The 17503-nt window shown below is 58.3% G+C and carries 13 protein-coding genes; all 13 read left to right on the top strand.

Annotated features, from left to right (window positions below):
• Positions 1-29: 29 nt before the first annotated feature.
• The 13 genes from bamA to eno all read left to right on the top strand — a co-directional run bounded on the left by bamA (position 30) and on the right by eno (position 17495).
• Positions 30-2420: an outer membrane protein assembly factor BamA gene (gene bamA / locus MMG91_RS20690; protein ID WP_305448389.1), complete on the top strand. Its 2391-nt coding sequence runs from the start codon at positions 30-32 to the stop codon at positions 2418-2420.
• A gap of 45 nt (positions 2421-2465) precedes the next feature.
• On the top strand, positions 2466-2969 hold the full coding sequence (locus tag MMG91_RS20685; protein ID WP_007907155.1) for an OmpH family outer membrane protein: 504 nt from the start codon (positions 2466-2468) through the stop codon (positions 2967-2969).
• A 3-nt stretch (positions 2970-2972) separates the two neighbouring features.
• Positions 2973-4028 (top strand): UDP-3-O-(3-hydroxymyristoyl)glucosamine N-acyltransferase, encoded by a 1056-nt coding sequence (gene lpxD, locus MMG91_RS20680; RefSeq protein ID WP_305448390.1) that lies wholly within the window; start codon positions 2973-2975, stop codon positions 4026-4028.
• 108 nt (positions 4029-4136) lie between these two features.
• The gene (gene fabZ, locus MMG91_RS20675) at positions 4137-4577 is read left to right on the top strand and encodes a 3-hydroxyacyl-ACP dehydratase FabZ (RefSeq protein ID WP_007907157.1); all 441 of its coding nucleotides are present in this window, start codon (positions 4137-4139) and stop codon (positions 4575-4577) included.
• Positions 4574-5350 (top strand): acyl-ACP--UDP-N-acetylglucosamine O-acyltransferase, encoded by a 777-nt coding sequence (gene lpxA / locus MMG91_RS20670; protein WP_305448391.1) that lies wholly within the window; start codon positions 4574-4576, stop codon positions 5348-5350. The genes fabZ and lpxA overlap by 4 nt, the downstream gene beginning before the upstream one ends.
• 2 nt (positions 5351-5352) lie before the next feature.
• Positions 5353-6480, top strand: a complete 1128-nt coding sequence (gene lpxB / locus MMG91_RS20665; RefSeq protein WP_310660540.1) for a lipid-A-disaccharide synthase — start codon at positions 5353-5355, stop codon at positions 6478-6480.
• Entirely contained in the window at positions 6480-7121 is a 642-nt protein-coding gene (gene rnhB / locus MMG91_RS20660; RefSeq protein ID WP_305423202.1) for a ribonuclease HII, read from the top strand. Before lpxB ends, rnhB begins: the two co-directional genes overlap by 1 nt.
• An 82-nt stretch (positions 7122-7203) precedes the next feature.
• The gene (dnaE, locus tag MMG91_RS20655; protein WP_305448394.1) at positions 7204-10725 is read left to right on the top strand and encodes a DNA polymerase III subunit alpha; all 3522 of its coding nucleotides are present in this window, start codon (positions 7204-7206) and stop codon (positions 10723-10725) included.
• A 139-nt stretch (positions 10726-10864) separates the two neighbouring features.
• Complete coding sequence (locus MMG91_RS20650) at positions 10865-11812, top strand: acetyl-CoA carboxylase carboxyltransferase subunit alpha (RefSeq protein WP_052966371.1); 948 nt, start codon at positions 10865-10867, stop codon at positions 11810-11812.
• 151 nt (positions 11813-11963) lie between these two features.
• Entirely contained in the window at positions 11964-13292 is a 1329-nt protein-coding gene (gene tilS, locus MMG91_RS20645; protein ID WP_310660539.1) for a tRNA lysidine(34) synthetase TilS, read from the top strand.
• 274 nt (positions 13293-13566) lie between these two features.
• On the top strand, positions 13567-15198 hold the full coding sequence (locus MMG91_RS20640; RefSeq protein ID WP_030127979.1) for a CTP synthase: 1632 nt from the start codon (positions 13567-13569) through the stop codon (positions 15196-15198).
• Positions 15199-15203: 5 nt separating this feature from the next.
• A complete protein-coding gene (kdsA, locus tag MMG91_RS20635; protein ID WP_015093773.1) occupies positions 15204-16049 on the top strand; it encodes a 3-deoxy-8-phosphooctulonate synthase in 846 nt (281 codons plus the stop codon).
• Positions 16050-16205: 156 nt separating this feature from the next.
• The gene (eno, locus tag MMG91_RS20630; protein WP_007907175.1) at positions 16206-17495 is read left to right on the top strand and encodes a phosphopyruvate hydratase; all 1290 of its coding nucleotides are present in this window, start codon (positions 16206-16208) and stop codon (positions 17493-17495) included.
• The last annotated feature ends 8 nt before the right edge of the window (positions 17496-17503 follow it).

Raw genomic sequence — 17503 nt, 5'->3', positions numbered from 1 at the left:
TATTGCCAGTTGGAATAAGAAAGGACTTCATGAAACGTCTGCTGCTAACTGCGGTTCTCACCGTATTGATGATCGCCGAAGTTCACGCCGAGTCCTTCACTATCTCTGATATTCGCGTCAATGGCCTCCAGCGGGTCTCCGCGGGTAGCGTCTTTGGTGCCTTGCCGTTGAACGTCGGCGAACAGGCGGATGATCGTCGCCTGGTGGAATCCACTCGTGCGTTGTTCAAAACCGGCTTCTTTCAGGATATCCAGCTGGGTCGCGATGGCAACGTCCTCGTCATCACTGTAGTCGAGCGGCCATCGGTCGCCAGTATCGAGATCGAAGGCAACAAGGCGATCTCTACTGAAGACCTGATGAAGGGCCTCAAACAATCCGGTCTGGCTGAAGGCGAGATTTTTCAGCGCGCCACCCTTGAAGGTGTGCGTAACGAACTGCAGCGCCAATACGTCGCTCAGGGCCGTTACTCGGCTACCGTCGATACCGAAGTCGTGCCGCAGCCACGTAACCGCGTGGGCCTGAAGGTCAACATCAACGAAGGCACCGTTGCAGCTATCCAGCACATCAACGTGGTGGGTAACACCGTATTCCCTGATGAAGACCTGATCGACCTGTTCGAACTCAAGACCAGCAACTGGTTGTCGTTCTTCAAGAACGATGACAAGTACGCTCGTGAAAAACTCTCCGGTGACCTGGAGCGTCTGCGCTCCTACTATCTGGATCGCGGCTATATCAATATGGATATCGCGTCGACCCAGGTGTCCATCACCCCGGACAAGAAACACGTCTATATCACCGTCAACGTCAACGAAGGCGAGAAGTACACCGTTCGTGACGTCAAGCTCAGCGGCGACCTGAAAGTCCCTGAAGACCAGATCAAGTCCCTGTTGCTGGTTCAGAAAGGCCAGGTGTTCTCGCGCAAGCTGATGACCACCACGTCCGAACTGATCACCCGTCGTCTGGGTAACGAGGGTTACACCTTCGCCAACGTCAACGGCGTGCCTCAGCCTCACGATGAAGACCACACGGTCGACATCACGTTCGCTGTCGATCCGGGCAAGCGTGCTTACGTGAACCGCATCAACTTCCGCGGCAACACCAAGTCCGAAGACGAAGTACTGCGCCGTGAAATGCGTCAGATGGAAGGCGGTTGGGCTTCGACCTACCTGATCGACCAATCCAAGACACGTCTGGAGCGACTGGGCTTCTTCAAGGAAGTCAACGTCGAAACGCCAGCCGTACCCGGTGTCGATGACCAGGTTGACGTGAACTACAGCGTTGAAGAGCAGGCGTCCGGTTCGATTACCGCCAGCGTCGGTTTCGCCCAGAGCGCCGGTTTGATCCTCGGTGGTTCGATCACCCAGAACAACTTCCTGGGTACCGGTAACAAGGTCAGCATCGGTTTGACCCGAAGTGAATACCAGAGCCGCTATAACTTCGGTTATGTCGACCCCTACTGGACTGCTGACGGTGTGAGCCTGGGTTACAACGCCTTCTATCGCACCACCGACTACGATGAGCTTGACGCCGACCTCACCAGCTACGCCGTAGATAGCCTGGGTGCGGGTGTGAACGTTGGCTACCCGATCAGCGAGACTTCGCGTTTGACCTTCGGTCTGTCTGCACAGCAGGACGACATCAAGACCGGTCAGTACACCGTTGACGAGATTTTCGACTTCGTAAACCGTGAAGGCGATAGCTACCTGAACTTCAAGGCATCGGCCGGTTGGTCCGAGTCCACCCTGAACAAGGGTGTTCTGGCAACCCGCGGTCATTCCCAGAGCCTGACTCTGGAAACTACGACGCCTGGCAGTGATCTGTCGTTCTTCAAGCTCGATTACCGTGGCCAGTTGTTCCAGCCAATTACTGAAAGCTACACTTTGCGCCTTCATACAGAACTGGGTTATGGCGACGGCTACGGTTCGACCGATGGCTTGCCGTTCTATGAAAACTATTACGCGGGTGGTTTCAACTCGGTACGTGGCTTCAAGGACAGTACTCTAGGTCCGCGCAGTACACCTAGCCGTGGCCAGGCTGTCACGGGTAACGCCGGTACGCTCGCCGACCCGGACCAGGATCCGCTGCCATTCGGTGGTAACGTCCTGATCCAGGGCGGTGTCGAGGTGCTGTTCCCGCTGCCGTTCGTCAAGGATCAGCGTTCCCTGCGTACTTCGGTATTCTGGGACGTGGGTAACGTATTCGACTCCAAGTGCGAAAAGACGACGAACGCCAATGTCGGTTCGACCGCTCAAACCGAGTGCAACGACATCAGCCTGAGCAACATGGCAAGCTCCGTCGGTGTCGGCGTGACCTGGATCACCGCACTGGGTCCTTTGAGCTTCGCGTTGGCCATGCCGATCAAGAAACCGGATGAAGCTGAGACTCAAGTGTTCCAATTCTCCCTCGGCCAGACGTTCTAAGCGTCTGACCCAAGATAACGACAATGGATTTTGTAGGAGTGCATCGTGCGTAAGTTGACTCAATTGGTTCTCCTGGCGACCGTACTGGTCGCAGGTCCGGCTTTTGCCGACATGAAAATCGCCGTTCTGAACTATCAGATGGCACTGCTCGAATCCGACGCGGCGAAAAAATATGCCGTGGACGCCGAGAAGAAGTTCGGCCCGCAACTGACCAAGCTCAAGAGCCTGGAAAGCAGCGCCAAGGGTATCCAGGACCGTCTGATGGCCGGCGGCGACAAAATGCAGCAAGGCGAGCGTGAACGTCTGGAGCTCGAATTCAAGCAAAAGGCCCGTGATTTCCAGTTCCAGTCCAAGGAACTGAACGAAGCCAAAGCAGTTGCCGACCGTGAAATGCTGAAACAGCTCAAGCCTAAACTGGACAGCGCTGTGGAAGAAGTCATCAAGAAAGGTGCTTTTGACCTGGTCTTCGAGCGTGGCGCAGTGATTGATGTCAAGCCTCAGTACGACATCACTCGCCAGGTTATCGAGCGCATGAATCAGCTGAAGTAACCCATGACAGCGACTATAAAGCTCGGCCAATTGGCCGAGTTCCTCGGCGCCACCTTACGTGGCGACCCGAAGAAAGAAATTACTGGGCTAGCCACTTTGCAAGAGGCTGGCCCAGCTCAGTTGAGCTTTCTGGCAAATCCTCAATACCGTAAATACCTGGCTGACAGTCAGGCCGCAGCTGTATTGCTGAAGGCCGCTGACGCTGAAGGTTTTGCCGGTGAGGCATTGGTGGTGCCTGATCCGTATCTGGCCTACGCGCGTGTTTCTCATCTGTTCGATCCCAAGCCCAAGGCGCCTGCCGGTATTCATCCGACAGCGGTGGTGGCAGCGGATGCAGTGGTCGACCCGGCGGCGAGTATCGGTGCTTTTGCGGTGATTGAAAGTGCAGCGCGTATTGGCGCAGGCGTGACTGTTGGGGCTCATTGCTTCATCGGTGCGCGCTGCGAAATCGGCGAGGGCGGCTGGTTGGCCCCGCGTGTCACGCTGTATCACGACGTGCGCATCGGCAAGCGGGTGGTGATTCAGTCTGGTGCCGTGCTTGGTGGTGAAGGCTTCGGTTTTGCCAACGAGAAAGGTGTCTGGCAGAAAATCGCCCAAATCGGCGGTGTCTCGATCGGCGATGACGTGGAAATAGGCGTAAATACCGCTATCGATCGCGGTGCGCTGGCCGATACCGTCATTGGTAATGGTGTGAAGCTCGACAATCAGATTCAGATCGCTCACAACGTCCAGGTCGGTGACCACACCGCCATGGCCGCCTGCGTGGGGATCTCCGGCAGCACCAAAATCGGCAAGCATTGCATGCTCGCCGGTGGCGTAGGGCTGGTGGGGCATATCGACATTTGCGACAACGTTTTCCTGACCGGGATGACCATGGTAACCCACTCGATTACCGAGCCGGGTTCCTATTCTTCCGGTACGGCGATGCAACCAGCAGCCGAATGGCGCAAAAGCGCGGCACGTATCCGTCAGCTCGATGATATCGCGCGACGTCTGCGACAGCTGGAAAAGCGTGTAGGGGACGTGACCCCTGACGGTAATGCTTCATCAGATGGCTGATACCATTTCCATATCAAGTGTGCACAGCCGCTAGACTGCCTCCTTGATTTGCTAGAGGAGTGCGCGTCAGTCGCGCGCTCCCAATCTTTACATAGGCTTCCCCCCGAAATGATGGACATCAACGAGATTCGCGAATACCTGCCTCACCGTTACCCGTTCCTGCTGGTGGACCGGGTCGTGGATCTGGATGTGGAAGGCAAGCGCATTCGCGCCTACAAGAATGTCAGCATCAACGAACCGTTCTTCAATGGTCACTTCCCTGCGCATCCAATCATGCCGGGCGTGTTGATCATCGAAGCGATGGCTCAGGCTGCCGGGATCCTTGGTTTCAAAATGCTCGACGTGAAGCCTGCCGACGGCACGCTGTATTACTTCGTCGGCTCTGACAAGCTGCGCTTCCGCCAGCCCGTGCTGCCAGGCGATCAGCTGATCCTGGAAGCCAAGTTCCTGAGCTGCAAGCGTCAGATCTGGAAGTTCGAGTGCCAGGCTTCGGTCGATGGCAAGCCAGTCTGCTCCGCTGAAATCATCTGCGCGGAACGCAAACTATGAGTTTGATTGACCCTCGCGCAATCATCGATCCGACGGCCGTTCTGGCCGACGACGTCGAGGTCGGCCCTTGGTCGATCATCGGCGCAGGTGTGGAAATCGGCGAGGGGACAGTGATCGGGCCGCATGTGATTCTCAAGGGCCCGACCCGAATCGGTAAGCACAACCGCATCTACCAGTTTTCTTCGGTAGGCGAGGACACGCCCGATCTGAAATACAAAGGCGAAGAAACCCGTCTGGTCATCGGTGACCATAACGTCATTCGCGAAGGCGTGACGATTCATCGCGGGACCATTCAGGATCGTTCGGAAACGACCCTGGGCGATCACAACCTGATCATGGCCTATGCCCACATCGGTCACGACAGCGTTATCGGCAACCACTGCATCCTGGTCAACAACACCGCGTTGGCGGGCCATGTGCACGTCGCGGACTGGGCGATCCTGTCCGGTTTTACCCTGGTTCACCAGTATTGCCACATTGGCGCCCACAGCTTTTCCGGCATGGGCACTGCCATTGGCAAGGACGTTCCAGCGTATGTCACGGTATTCGGCAACCCGGCCGAAGCCCGCAGCATGAATTTCGAAGGCCTGCGCCGTCGCGGTTTCAGTGAAGATGCAATCCACGCGTTGCGTCGTGCCTACAAGGTGGTTTACCGCCAGGGCCTGACGGTCGAACAGGCGCTTGCCGAGCTGGCCGAACCCTCGCTGCAATTCCCGGAAGTCGCGGTGTTCCGTGATTCCATCCAGTCTTCGACCCGCGGCATCACCCGTTAACCATGGCCAATCTGCGTATTGCGCTGGTGGCGGGAGAGGCTTCCGGTGACATTCTGGGTGCGGGCCTCATGCGCGCGCTCAAGGTTCAGCATCCGGCAGTCGAGTTCATCGGTGTCGGCGGTCCGCTGATGCAGGCCGAAGGCCTGACGTCGTATTTTCCGATGGAACGCCTTTCTGTCATGGGCCTGGTCGAAGTGCTGGGCCGTTTATGCGAGCTGTTGGCACGTCGCAAGAAGCTGGTCGCGGACTTGATCGCCGAGAAGCCGGACGTGTTCATCGGTATCGATGCCCCGGACTTCAACCTCAATATCGAACTCAAACTGCGTCAGGCCGGGATCAAGACCGTGCATTACGTCAGCCCGTCGGTCTGGGCCTGGCGACAGAAGCGGGTGCTGAAGATTCGCGAAGGTTGCGACCTGATGCTGACGCTCTTCCCGTTCGAAGCTAAATTTTATGAAGAGAAGGGTGTGCCGGTGCGGTTTGTCGGGCATTCCCTGGCCGATGCGATTCCGCTTGAGGCTGATCGCGCCGCAGCGCGGGCCGAACTTGGCTTGCCGGGTGGGCCGCTGGTCGCCCTGATGCCGGGCAGCCGTGGCGGTGAGGTCGGGCGCCTTGGTGCGCTGTTCCTCGACACCGCCCAGCGCTTGCGCGCCATGCGCCCGGGCGTACGGTTCGTCATGCCATGCGCGAGCCCGCAGCGCCGGGTCCAGCTTGAAGAGCTGCTGGCCGGTCGCGATCTGCCGCTGACCTTGCTCGACGGCAAATCCCATCTGGCCCTGGCTGCTTGCGACGCGGTGTTGATCGCTTCGGGCACGGCAACGCTGGAAGCATTGTTGTACAAGCGGCCGATGGTGGTCGCTTATCGCTTGGCACCGCTGACGTTCTGGATTCTCAAACGGATGGTGAAGAGTCCCTACGTCTCCTTGCCGAATCTGCTGGCCCAGCGACTGCTGGTGCCGGAGTTGTTGCAGGACGATGCGACGGTAGAGGCCTTGGCCCAGACCCTGTCGCCACTGATCGATGGTGGCCAGGAACAGACCCGAGGCTTTGACGAAATCCACCGAACCCTGCGCTTGGACGCCTCCAATCAGGCAGCGGACGCGGTACTGAACCTGATTGGCAGAGCATAATGAGCAAAGCAAGCAAGCAGCTGGGCCTGGATTTTATGCTAGTCGATGAACTTGAAGATCTGGTGGCGGGTGTCGATGAAGTCGGTCGCGGCCCGCTTTGCGGTGCAGTGGTGACGGCGGCAGTGATCCTTGATCCGAGTCGCCCCATCCTGGGCCTCAACGACTCGAAGAAGCTCACCGAAGCTCGCCGTGATGCGCTTTACGACGAAATCTGCGAAAAGGCACTGAGTTGGTATGTCGCTCGGGCTGAAGTAGAAGAAATCGACGAACTGAACATTCTTCACGCCACTATGCTGGCCATGCAGCGTGCTGTCGAAGGGCTGCACATTCAGCCGAAACTGGCGATGATCGACGGCAACCGTTGCCCGAAGCTCTCGATGCGTGCGGAAGCGGTGATCCAGGGCGACGGCAAGGTGCCAGCCATTGCCGCGGCATCGATTCTGGCCAAGGTCAGCCGAGATCGAGAAATGGCCGCATTCGAACTGATTTATCCGGGTTACGGGATCGGAGGCCATAAAGGCTACCCGACACCCGTTCATCTGGAAGCACTGGCCCGCTTGGGGCCGACCCCAATTCATCGCCGCTCGTTCGCCCCGGTACGCTTGGCGTATGAAGCGCGGGAAAACCTGATCGAGAGTTAGTCGCAGGCTGATGTTTTACTCAAGGCCCGGTACAATCCGGGCCTTGTTGTCTTTACGTTTCTAGTTTCTAGACAGGATCACTATGCCGGCTTCATTCGTTCATCTACGCCTGCACACTGAATATTCCCTGGTCGACGGTCTGGTGCGGATCAAACCGCTGGTCAAGACCCTGGTCGGCATGAACATGCCTGCCGTGGCGGTCACCGACCAGAACAACATGTGCTCCCTGGTCAAATTCTATAAAGCTGCCATGGGGGCGGGGATCAAGCCGATCTGCGGCGCCGACCTGTGGCTGTCGAACAAGGATCCGGACAACGCCTTGAGCCGGATCAGCCTGCTGGCGATGAACGCCGTGGGCTATCGCAACCTCACCGAACTGATTTCCCGTGGCTTCATCGACGGCCAGCGCAATGGCTCGGTGATCATCGAGCGCGAGTGGGTGGCTGAAGCCAGCGAAGGCTTGATCATGCTGTCGGCGGCGAAAGAGGGCGAGATTGGTCTGGCCATGCTCAGCGGCAACCCGGACGAAGCCGAAAACCTGGCACGTGAATGGATGGCGGTGTTCCCGGACCGTTTCTATCTGGAAGTCCAGCGTACCAACCGCCCCAATGACGAAGAACAACTGCACGGCGCCGTGGCGCTGGCGGCGAAAATCGGTGCGCCGCTGGTGGCGACCAACGACGTGCGTTTCATCAGGCAGGAAGACTTCGAAGCCCACGAAACCCGCGTTTGCATCGGTGAAGGCCGCGCCCTCGACGATCCCCGGCGTTCGAAAAATTACAGCGACCAGCAATACCTCAAAAGCGCTGAGGAAATGGCCGAGCTGTTCAGCGACTTGCCCGAGGCGCTGGAAAACACGGTCGAGATCGCCAAGCGCTGCAACATCGAGGTGAAACTGGGCAAGCACTTCCTGCCCAACTTCCCGATTCCCGATGGCATGACCATCGATGAGTATTTCCGCAAGGTTTCCTTCGACGGTCTGGAAGAGCGCCTCAGCGTTCTGCTGCCCAAGGACACCACCGAAGACTACGAAGCCAAGCGTCAGGTCTACGTCGACCGGTTGAATTTCGAGCTGGATATCATCATCCAGATGGGCTTCCCCGGTTACTTCCTGATCGTGATGGACTTTATCCAGTGGGCCAAGAACAACGGCGTGCCGGTAGGTCCGGGGCGTGGGTCGGGTGCGGGGTCGTTGGTGGCCTACGTGCAGAAGATCACCGACCTCGACCCGCTGGAATATGACCTGCTGTTCGAACGTTTCCTTAACCCGGAACGGGTATCCATGCCCGACTTCGACGTCGACTTCTGCATGGACGGCCGTGACCGGGTCATCGATTACGTGGCCGAGAAATACGGCCGTAACGCGGTTAGCCAGATCATCACCTTCGGTTCCATGGCGGCGAAAGCGGTGGTCCGCGACGTGGCGCGGGTGCAGGGCAAGTCCTACGGATTGGCGGATCGTCTGTCGAAGATGATTCCGTTCGAAGTCGGCATGACCCTGGAAAAAGCCTACGAGCAGGAAGAAATCCTGCGCGACTTCATCAAGGTCGATGAAGAGGCTGCGGAAATCTGGGAGATGGCGCGCAAGCTTGAAGGCGTTGTGCGTAACGTCGGCAAGCACGCCGGTGGTGTGGTGATCGCGCCGACCAAGCTGACTGACTTCTCGCCGATTTATTGCGACGAAGCGGGCGATGGCCTGGTAACCCAGTTCGACAAGGATGACGTCGAGGCCGCCGGTCTGGTGAAGTTCGACTTCCTGGGTCTGCGGACCCTGACGGTCATCGACTGGGCGCTGAAAACCATCAACCGCGATCGCGCCAAGGTCAACGAGCCGCCGCTGGATATCGCCTTTATCCCGCTGGACGACAAACCGACTTACACGCTGCTGCAAAAAGCTGAAACCACTGCGGTGTTCCAGCTCGAGTCGCGCGGCATGAAGGAGCTGATCAAAAAGCTCAAGCCTGACTGCCTGGAAGACTTGATCGCACTGGTGGCCCTGTTCCGTCCGGGCCCGTTGCAATCAGGCATGGTTGACGACTTTATCAACCGTAAGCACGGTCGCGCGGAGCTCGCGTACCCGCACTCGGATTACCAGTACGAAGGCCTCAAGCCAGTTCTGGCGCCGACTTACGGCATCATCCTGTATCAGGAACAGGTGATGCAGATTGCCCAGGTCATGGCCGGTTATACCCTTGGCGGTGCAGACATGCTGCGTCGAGCCATGGGTAAGAAAAAGCCCGAAGAAATGGCCAAGCAACGTGGCGGTTTCATTGAGGGGTGCGCCACCAACAATATCGACGCCGACCTGGCCGGTAACATCTTCGACCTGGTAGAAAAGTTCGCCGGTTACGGCTTCAACAAATCCCACTCCGCAGCCTATGGCCTGGTGTCGTACCAGACCGCGTGGCTGAAAGCCCACTACCCGGCGCCGTTCATGGCTGCGGTACTGTCGGCGGATATGCACAACACCGACAAGGTCGTGACCTTGATCGAAGAAATTCGCACCATGAAGCTGCGTCTCGACGCGCCGGATGTGAATACTTCGGAGTTCAAGTTCACGGTGAATGACGAAGGCCGCATTATTTATGGCCTCGGCGCGATCAAGGGTGTGGGCGAAGGGCCGGTGGAAGCGATCACCGAGGCGCGTCAGGACGGACCGTTCAAGGATCTGTTCGATTTCTGCGCCCGTGTCGATCTCAAACGGATCAACAAGCGCACCCTGGACGGTTTAATCCGTAGCGGCGCCCTGGATCGTCTTGGTCCGTACTTCCATGATGAGTCGAAAGCCTATCAGGCCAACATCGACCGCAACCGGGCGGTGTTGCTGAACGCCATGGAAGGGGCGATCAAGGCTGCCGAACAAACCGCTCGCACCCACGACAGCGGTCATGCCGACCTGTTTGGCGGGCTGTTCGTCGAGGAAGATGCCGATGTCTACGCCAATCACCGCAAAGCTAAAGAACTGACCCTCAAGGAGCGCCTGAAAGGGGAGAAAGACACCCTGGGCCTGTACCTCACCGGTCACCCGATTGACGAGTACGAAGGCGAGATTCGTCGCTTCGCCCGTCAGCGCATCATCGACCTGAAGCCGGCTCGCGATACCCAGACGGTCGCGGGCATGATCATCGCCCTGCGAGTGATGAAGAACAAAAAGGGCGACAAGATGGGTTTCATCACCCTCGACGACCGTTCCGGTCGGATCGAAGCCTCGCTGTTCGCCGACGCGTTCCATTCTGCGCAGTCGCTGTTGCAGACCGACGCGATGGTGGTGGTCGAAGGCGAAGTCAGCAATGACGACTTCTCTGGCGGCCTGCGGCTGCGGGTCAAGCGGGTGATGAGCATGGAAGATGCGCGCACCAACCTGGCCGAAAGCCTGCGGCTGAAGTTGCACACCAAGGATTTGAAAGGCGATCAGCTACGCTGGCTGGGGGATCTGTTCAAGCGCCACCGCGGTGCGTGCCCGATCACCATGGAGTACACCAGTCCCGATGCGAAGGCCTTGTTGCAGTTCGGCGAGACCTGGCGGATCGATCCGGCGGATGCCTTGATTCAAGCCCTGCGTGACCAGTTCGGGCGAGACAACGTCTTCCTCCAATACCGTTGACGGTCAGGTGTGTTTGAAGCACCTGATCCCGACCCGAATTTTTAATCTCGACCTGAACGCGCCTGTCCCTTAAGGTAGGGCGCGAATAGACAACCGGCCGGCCCAAGTTCTCTTGGAGGTCGACCCAAGACGGACGCCTATGAACCCGAATTTTCTAGATTTCGAACAGCCGATCGCCGACCTGCAAGCCAAGATCGAAGAGTTGCGCTTGGTCGGTAATGACAATTCGCTGAATATCGGCGATGAGATCTCCCGCCTGCAGGACAAAAGCAGCACGCTGACCGAAGACATCTTCGGCAAGCTGACCAGCTGGCAGATCGCACGTCTGGCGCGTCACCCGAAACGTCCGTATACCCTGGACTACATCGAACACATCTTCACCGAGTTCGACGAACTGCACGGCGACCGTCACTTCTCCGACGACGCTGCCATTGTCGGCGGTGTTGCCCGTCTGGACGATCAACCGGTGATGATCATCGGTCACCAGAAAGGCCGCGAAGTGCGCGAGAAGGTTCGCCGCAACTTCGGCATGCCGCGTCCGGAAGGCTACCGCAAGGCATGCCGACTGATGGAAATGGCCGAGCGTTTCAAAATGCCGATCCTGACCTTCATCGACACCCCGGGTGCTTACCCGGGCATCGACGCCGAAGAGCGCAACCAGAGCGAAGCGATTGCCTGGAACCTGCGCGTCATGGCTCGCCTGAAAACCCCAATCATCGCCACCGTGATCGGTGAGGGTGGTTCCGGTGGTGCATTGGCGATCGGCGTCTGCGATCAACTGAACATGCTGCAGTACTCGACCTACGCGGTGATTTCGCCGGAAGGTTGCGCCTCGATTCTGTGGAAAACTTCCGAGAAAGCTCCGGATGCTGCTGAAGCCATGGGCATCACTGCCGAGCGTCTGAAGGGCCTGGGCATTGTCGATAAAGTGATCGGCGAGCCATTGGGCGGCGCCCATCGTGATCCGGCCGCTGCCGCTGCCTCGATCCGCGCAGAACTGAGCTCGCAACTGGCGATGTTGAAGAAGTTCGATAACGAGGCGCTGTTGGCCCGTCGTTACGAGCGACTGATGAGCTACGGTCTCTGATCTGACGTTGCTTGGGCAAACGACGCAAAACCAATGTGGGAGCGAGCCTGCTCGCGATAGCGGTATAACAGACAACAAATTTGTTGAATGTTAAGCAGCCTTCGCGAGCAGGCTCGCTCCCACATTGGGTCTATGTGAAGGGCCGACGTCTATGAATCCTTCGAAGATTGATTTGCCTACCAGGCTTCTGCGCAGCCTCACACCGTGGCGCAACGCTACAACCTGGCGCATCGCCTTCTCCGGTGGTCTCGACTCCACCGTCCTGCTGCACCTTCTCGCACACCTTGCGAAAAACCAACCCCTGCCGACGCTGAGCGCTATTCATGTCCACCATGGCATCCAAGCTGCGGCTGATGCGTGGCCGGAACATTGTCAGTCGGTCTGTGATGCGTTGGGCGTGCCGCTAGAGGTTGTGCGTGTTCAGGTTGAACCCGGCGCCAGCCTTGAGCGCGCGGCGCGGGATGCGCGTTATGGCGCCTTCATCGCGGCAACCCACACCGGTGAAGTACTACTCACGGGCCAACACCGTGACGATCAGGCGGAAACCCTGTTGTTTCGGCTGATGCGTGGGGCAGGGGTGAGAGGGTTGTCGGGGATGCCGAGCGAGCGTCCTTTGGGCCAGGGGCATCTGCTGCGACCGTTGCTCGACGTCACTCGCGCCGAGCTTGAGGCTTACGCGACTGAATATCAGTTGGGTTGGATCGAGGATCCATCGAACCAGGACCGCCAGTTCTCGCGCAACTATCTGCGACATCAGGTGTTCCCGGTGTTGACCGCGCGCTGGCCGCAAGCGGTGGCGACCATGGCTCGCAGCGCTGCACATCTGAGCGAAGCGCAGGGACTGCTCGACGAATTGGCGCAAATCGATCTGGCCCATGCCACCACGGTCAGCGATTTCGATTGGCTGGGTTTGCCGTCGCTGGAGCTGGCCCCCCTGGAAAAACTGTCTGATGCGCGCCAGCGCAACGCGTTAAGTCACTGGCTCAAACCGTTGACGACTTTGCCGGACAGTGACCATTGGTCGGGTTGGGGGAATTTGCGCGATGCGACCGGCGATGCGCGTCCGGTCTGGCGGCTGGCGGGGGGTGAATTGCATCGCGCGGGCGGGCGTCTCTGGTGGTTGTCTGGCGGCTGGCTGCGCACTTCGCCATCGCCGGTGTCTTGGGCTGATCCCTCGCTATCGCTGGCGTTGCCGGACAACGGCGTACTCACATTCACCGGTCAGATCCCCGTTGGCCCGCTGCAGATCCGCTATCGTGAGGGGGGCGAGGTCATGAACCTGCCCGATCGCGGCCACCGTGACCTGAAGCGGTTGCTCAACGAAAGCGGTGTGCCAGGCTTCGCCCGTGGCAGATTGCCGCTGGTCTACAGAGGCCAGCAATTGCTGGCGGTGGCGAATCTGCGGGGGCTAAATGGCGGTGAGCAAAGTGGCTGGTATTTGCATTGGCAGCCTGCGATTGAAGATCAAGGTTTGAGCTGAAAGGGGCTTTCCGGTAGACTACGCTCCCTTCTTGATACAACTTCTGTGGATTCGCCTGAATCGCAGGAGTTGCCGATTACCAAGCAGTCTTTGCTGGGCGATTCCAAAAAATGTGTAGCGAGCAACCTACCGGTGTTTCATCTACCGGTCTGTCCCAACGCGGCGGTTTTTTTGAAAGGTGCACTGTGATTAATGCAGGTGATCGGGGGCTTCGGCCTTCCTTCGCTTTCCCCGGCGGCTCGGACCGCTTTAACGCAGACTTCTAGGGTTTTTCATGACGCGCTACATATTCGTCACGGGCGGTGTTGTTTCTTCATTGGGGAAAGGCATTGCCTCGGCTTCATTGGCGGCCATCCTGGAGGCGCGGGGACTTAAGGTCACCATGCTGAAGCTGGACCCGTACATCAACGTTGACCCGGGCACCATGAGCCCGTTCCAGCACGGTGAAGTGTTCGTCACCCACGACGGCGCCGAGACCGACCTGGACCTGGGCCACTACGAGCGGTTCATCCGCACGACCATGACCCAGAACAACAACTTCACCACCGGCCGTGTCTACGAACACGTCCTGCGCAAAGAGCGTCGTGGTGATTACCTGGGCGCTACCATTCAGGTGATCCCGCACATCACCGACGAAATCAAGCGCCGGATCATCAAGGGCGCCGGCGATGCCGACGTGGCCATGGTCGAGATCGGTGGCACCGTGGGTGACATCGAATCGCAACCGTTCCTCGAAGCGATCCGTCAACTGCGTTTCGAAGTCGGCGCCAAGCGCGCGATGCTGATGCACCTGACGCTGGTGCCGTACATCGCCACTGCCGGCGAAACCAAAACCAAACCGACTCAGCACTCGGTCAAGGAACTGCGTTCCATTGGCCTGCAGCCAGACGTGCTGGTGTGCCGTTCCGATCATCCGATCGACATCTCTTCGCGTCGCAAGATCGCGCAGTTCACCAACGTTGAAGAACGTGCGGTGATCGCGCTGGAAGACGCCGACACCATCTACAAGATCCCGGGCATTCTGCACTCCCAGGGCCTGGATGATTTCGTCGTCGAGCGTTTCGGCCTGCAATGCGACAGCGCCGATCTGTCCGAGTGGGAAGCGGTGGTGGATGCCAAGCTCAACCCTGAGCACGAAGTCACCATCGCCATGGTCGGCAAGTACATGGAACTGCTGGACGCCTACAAGTCGCTGATTGAAGCGATGAGTCACGCCGGCATCAGCAACCGCACCAAGGTCAACCTGCGCTACATCGATTCCGAAGACATCGAAAACCAGGGCACCGCGCTGCTGGAAGGCGTCGACGCGATTCTGGTACCGGGCGGCTTCGGTCTGCGTGGCGTTGAAGGCAAGATCACTGCCGTTCAATACGCTCGCGAAAACAAGGTTCCCTACCTGGGTATCTGCCTGGGCATGCAAGTGGCCGTTATCGAGTTCGCTCGTAACGTCATGGGCTGGAAAGACGCCAACTCCACCGAGTTCGATCGCACCAGCGGTCACCCGGTCGTGGGTCTGATCACCGAGTGGGAAGATGCCACCGGCGCAGTCGAAACCCGTACCGAAACCTCCGATCTGGGCGGCACCATGCGCCTGGGCGCTCAGGATTGCCTGCTTGAGCCGGGTTCCTTGGTGCACGATTGCTATGCCAAGGACGTGATCGTCGAGCGTCACCGTCATCGCTACGAAGTGAACAACAATCTGCTGCCGCAAATCATCGAGGCCGGTCTGAAAATCTCCGGTCGTTCCGGTGATGGCGCGCTGGTTGAAGTGGTCGAAGCACCGGATCATCCATGGTTCGTCGCTTGTCAGTTCCACCCTGAGTTCACCTCGACGCCACGCGACGGTCACCCGTTGTTCAGTGGTTTCGTTAAAGCCGCTTTGGCTCAACACCAGAAGAAGGCGTAAACCTGATGGCACAGAAGATCATCCGCGTAGGCGATATCGAGATTGCCAACGACAAGCCAATGGTGCTGTTCGGTGGCATGAACGTGCTGGAAAGCCGTGACATGGCGATGCAGGTCTGCGAAGAGTACGTAAAGGTCACCGAAAAACTCGGTATTCCTTACGTGTTCAAGGCCAGTTTCGACAAAGCAAACCGTTCTTCTGTGACCTCTTACCGTGGCCCCGGCCTGGAAGAGGGCATGCGGATTTTCCAGGACATCAAGCAAGCCTTTGGCGTACCGATCATCACCGATGTCCACGAGCCTGATCAGGCTGCGGTCGTCGCTGAAGTCTGCGACATCATCCAGTTGCCGGCCTTCCTGTCGCGCCAGACCGACCTCGTGGTCGCGATGGCCAAGACCGGCGCGGTGATCAACATCAAGAAAGCCCAATTCCTCGCGCCTCAGGAAATGAAACACATCCTGAACAAGTGCGTGGAAGCCGGTAACGATCAGTTGATCCTCTGCGAGCGTGGTTCGAGCTTCGGCTACAACAATCTCGTGGTCGACATGCTCGGCTTCGGCATCATGAAGCAGTTCGAATACCCGGTGTTCTTCGATGTGACCCACGCGCTGCAAATGCCCGGCGGTCGCTCCGATTCTGCTGGTGGTCGTCGTGCCCAGGTCACCGACCTGGCCAAGGCCGGCATGAGCCAGTCGCTGGCAGGTCTGTTCCTCGAAGCCCACCCGGACCCGGATAACGCCAAATGCGACGGCCCTTGCGCCTTGCGTCTGGACAAACTGGAACCCTTCCTGGCCCAACTCAAAGCACTGGACGAACTGGTGAAGAGTTTTCCGACGGTAGAAACCGCGTAAACCTCAATTCTCCGGTAAAGTACCGCACGATTTAATGCTCAGGCCCTCGGGCTTGAGCCTTATCGTCCGCAAGCCTGCCCGCTGTCTGTCGCTTGCCGACGATAAAAGATTTCCTTCAGCTGCGTCGTTTTCGTCAACTTTGGAGTGTTTACAACAATGGCAAAAATCGTCGACATCAAAGGTCGTGAAGTTCTCGACTCCCGTGGCAATCCCACTGTGGAAGCAGACGTGCTTCTCGATAACGGCATCATCGGCAGCGCTTGCGCGCCATCCGGTGCTTCCACTGGCTCGCGTGAAGCACTCGAGCTGCGTGATGGCGACAAGAGCCGTTACCTGGGCAAAGGCGTTCTGAAAGCCGTCGCCAACATCAACGGTCCGATCCGCGATCTGTTGCTGGGTGCAGACCCAAGCGACCAGAAAGCGCTGGATCACGCGATGATCAAGCTGGACGGCACCGAAAACAAAGCGACCCTGGGCGCCAACGCCATCCTCGCCGTTTCCCTGGCCGCGGCCAAGGCAGCAGCACAGGACCAGGACCTGCCGCTGTACGCACACATCGCTAACCTGAACGGCACTCCGGGTGTTTACTCGATGCCGGTTCCGATGATGAACATCATCAACGGTGGCGAGCACGCTGATAACAACGTCGACATCCAGGAATTCATGGTTCAGCCAGTAGGCGCCAAGTCTTTCTCGGAAGGTCTGCGCATGGGCACCGAGATTTTCCATCACCTTAAAGCTGTACTGAAGGCTCGGGGCCTGAGCACTGCCGTTGGTGACGAAGGTGGTTTCGCGCCGAACCTGGCCTCCAACGAAGACGCTTTGAAAGTGATCTCCGAAGCTGTGGCCAACGCCGGTTACAAGCTGGGCACCGACGTGACCCTGGCCCTGGACTGCGCTGCCAGCGAATTCTACGAAGACGGTAAATACAACCTGTCCGGCGAAGGCCAGGTGTTCACCGCTGAAGGTTTCGCTGACTACCTGAAAGGCCTGACCGAGCGTTATCCGATCATCTCCATCGAAGACGGTCTGGACGAGTCCGACTGGGCTGGCTGGAAAATCCTCACCGACAAGATCGGTGAGAAGACTCAGCTGGTAGGCGACGACTTGTTCGTGACCAACACCAAGATCCTGAAAGAAGGCATCGATAAAAAGATCGCCAACTCGATCCTGATCAAGTTCAACCAGATCGGCACCCTGACCGAAACCCTGGAAGCCATCCAGATGGCCAAGGCCGCTGGTTACACTGCCGTGATCTCGCACCGCTCCGGCGAAACCGAAGATTCGACCATTGCCGACCTGGCTGTGGGCACTGCGGCTGGCCAGATCAAGACCGGCTCGCTGTGCCGTTCCGACCGCGTTTCCAAGTACAACCAACTGCTGCGTATCGAAGAGCAGCTGAATGGCAAAGCCAAGTACAACGGTCGCAGCGAATTTCGCGGTTAATCGTTAAC

It is taken from the genome of Pseudomonas sp. JL3, from assembly GCF_031570575.1.
Classification (GTDB): Bacteria; Pseudomonadota; Gammaproteobacteria; order Pseudomonadales; family Pseudomonadaceae; genus Aquipseudomonas; species Aquipseudomonas cucumis.
The sequence above is the reverse complement of the archived record's forward strand: the minus strand, read 5'-3'. Positions and strand labels throughout refer to the sequence as shown.

What these genes read in the sequence shown, in the direction of transcription:
- dnaE (WP_305448394.1), top strand. Translation starts at nt 7,204, where the DNA reads ATGCCGGCTTCATTCGTTCATCTACGCCTGCACACTGAATATTCCCTG.
- kdsA (WP_015093773.1), top strand. Translation starts at nt 15,204, where the DNA reads ATGGCACAGAAGATCATCCGCGTAGGCGATATCGAGATTGCCAACGAC.
- tilS (WP_310660539.1), top strand. Translation starts at nt 11,964, where the DNA reads ATGAATCCTTCGAAGATTGATTTGCCTACCAGGCTTCTGCGCAGCCTC.
- MMG91_RS20640 (WP_030127979.1), top strand. Translation starts at nt 13,567, where the DNA reads ATGACGCGCTACATATTCGTCACGGGCGGTGTTGTTTCTTCATTGGGG.
- rnhB (WP_305423202.1), top strand. Translation starts at nt 6,480, where the DNA reads ATGAGCAAAGCAAGCAAGCAGCTGGGCCTGGATTTTATGCTAGTCGAT.
- lpxA (WP_305448391.1), top strand. Translation starts at nt 4,574, where the DNA reads ATGAGTTTGATTGACCCTCGCGCAATCATCGATCCGACGGCCGTTCTG.
- eno (WP_007907175.1), top strand. Translation starts at nt 16,206, where the DNA reads ATGGCAAAAATCGTCGACATCAAAGGTCGTGAAGTTCTCGACTCCCGT.
- lpxD (WP_305448390.1), top strand. Translation starts at nt 2,973, where the DNA reads ATGACAGCGACTATAAAGCTCGGCCAATTGGCCGAGTTCCTCGGCGCC.
- lpxB (WP_310660540.1), top strand. Translation starts at nt 5,353, where the DNA reads ATGGCCAATCTGCGTATTGCGCTGGTGGCGGGAGAGGCTTCCGGTGAC.
- MMG91_RS20650 (WP_052966371.1), top strand. Translation starts at nt 10,865, where the DNA reads ATGAACCCGAATTTTCTAGATTTCGAACAGCCGATCGCCGACCTGCAA.
- bamA (WP_305448389.1), top strand. Translation starts at nt 30, where the DNA reads ATGAAACGTCTGCTGCTAACTGCGGTTCTCACCGTATTGATGATCGCC.
- fabZ (WP_007907157.1), top strand. Translation starts at nt 4,137, where the DNA reads ATGATGGACATCAACGAGATTCGCGAATACCTGCCTCACCGTTACCCG.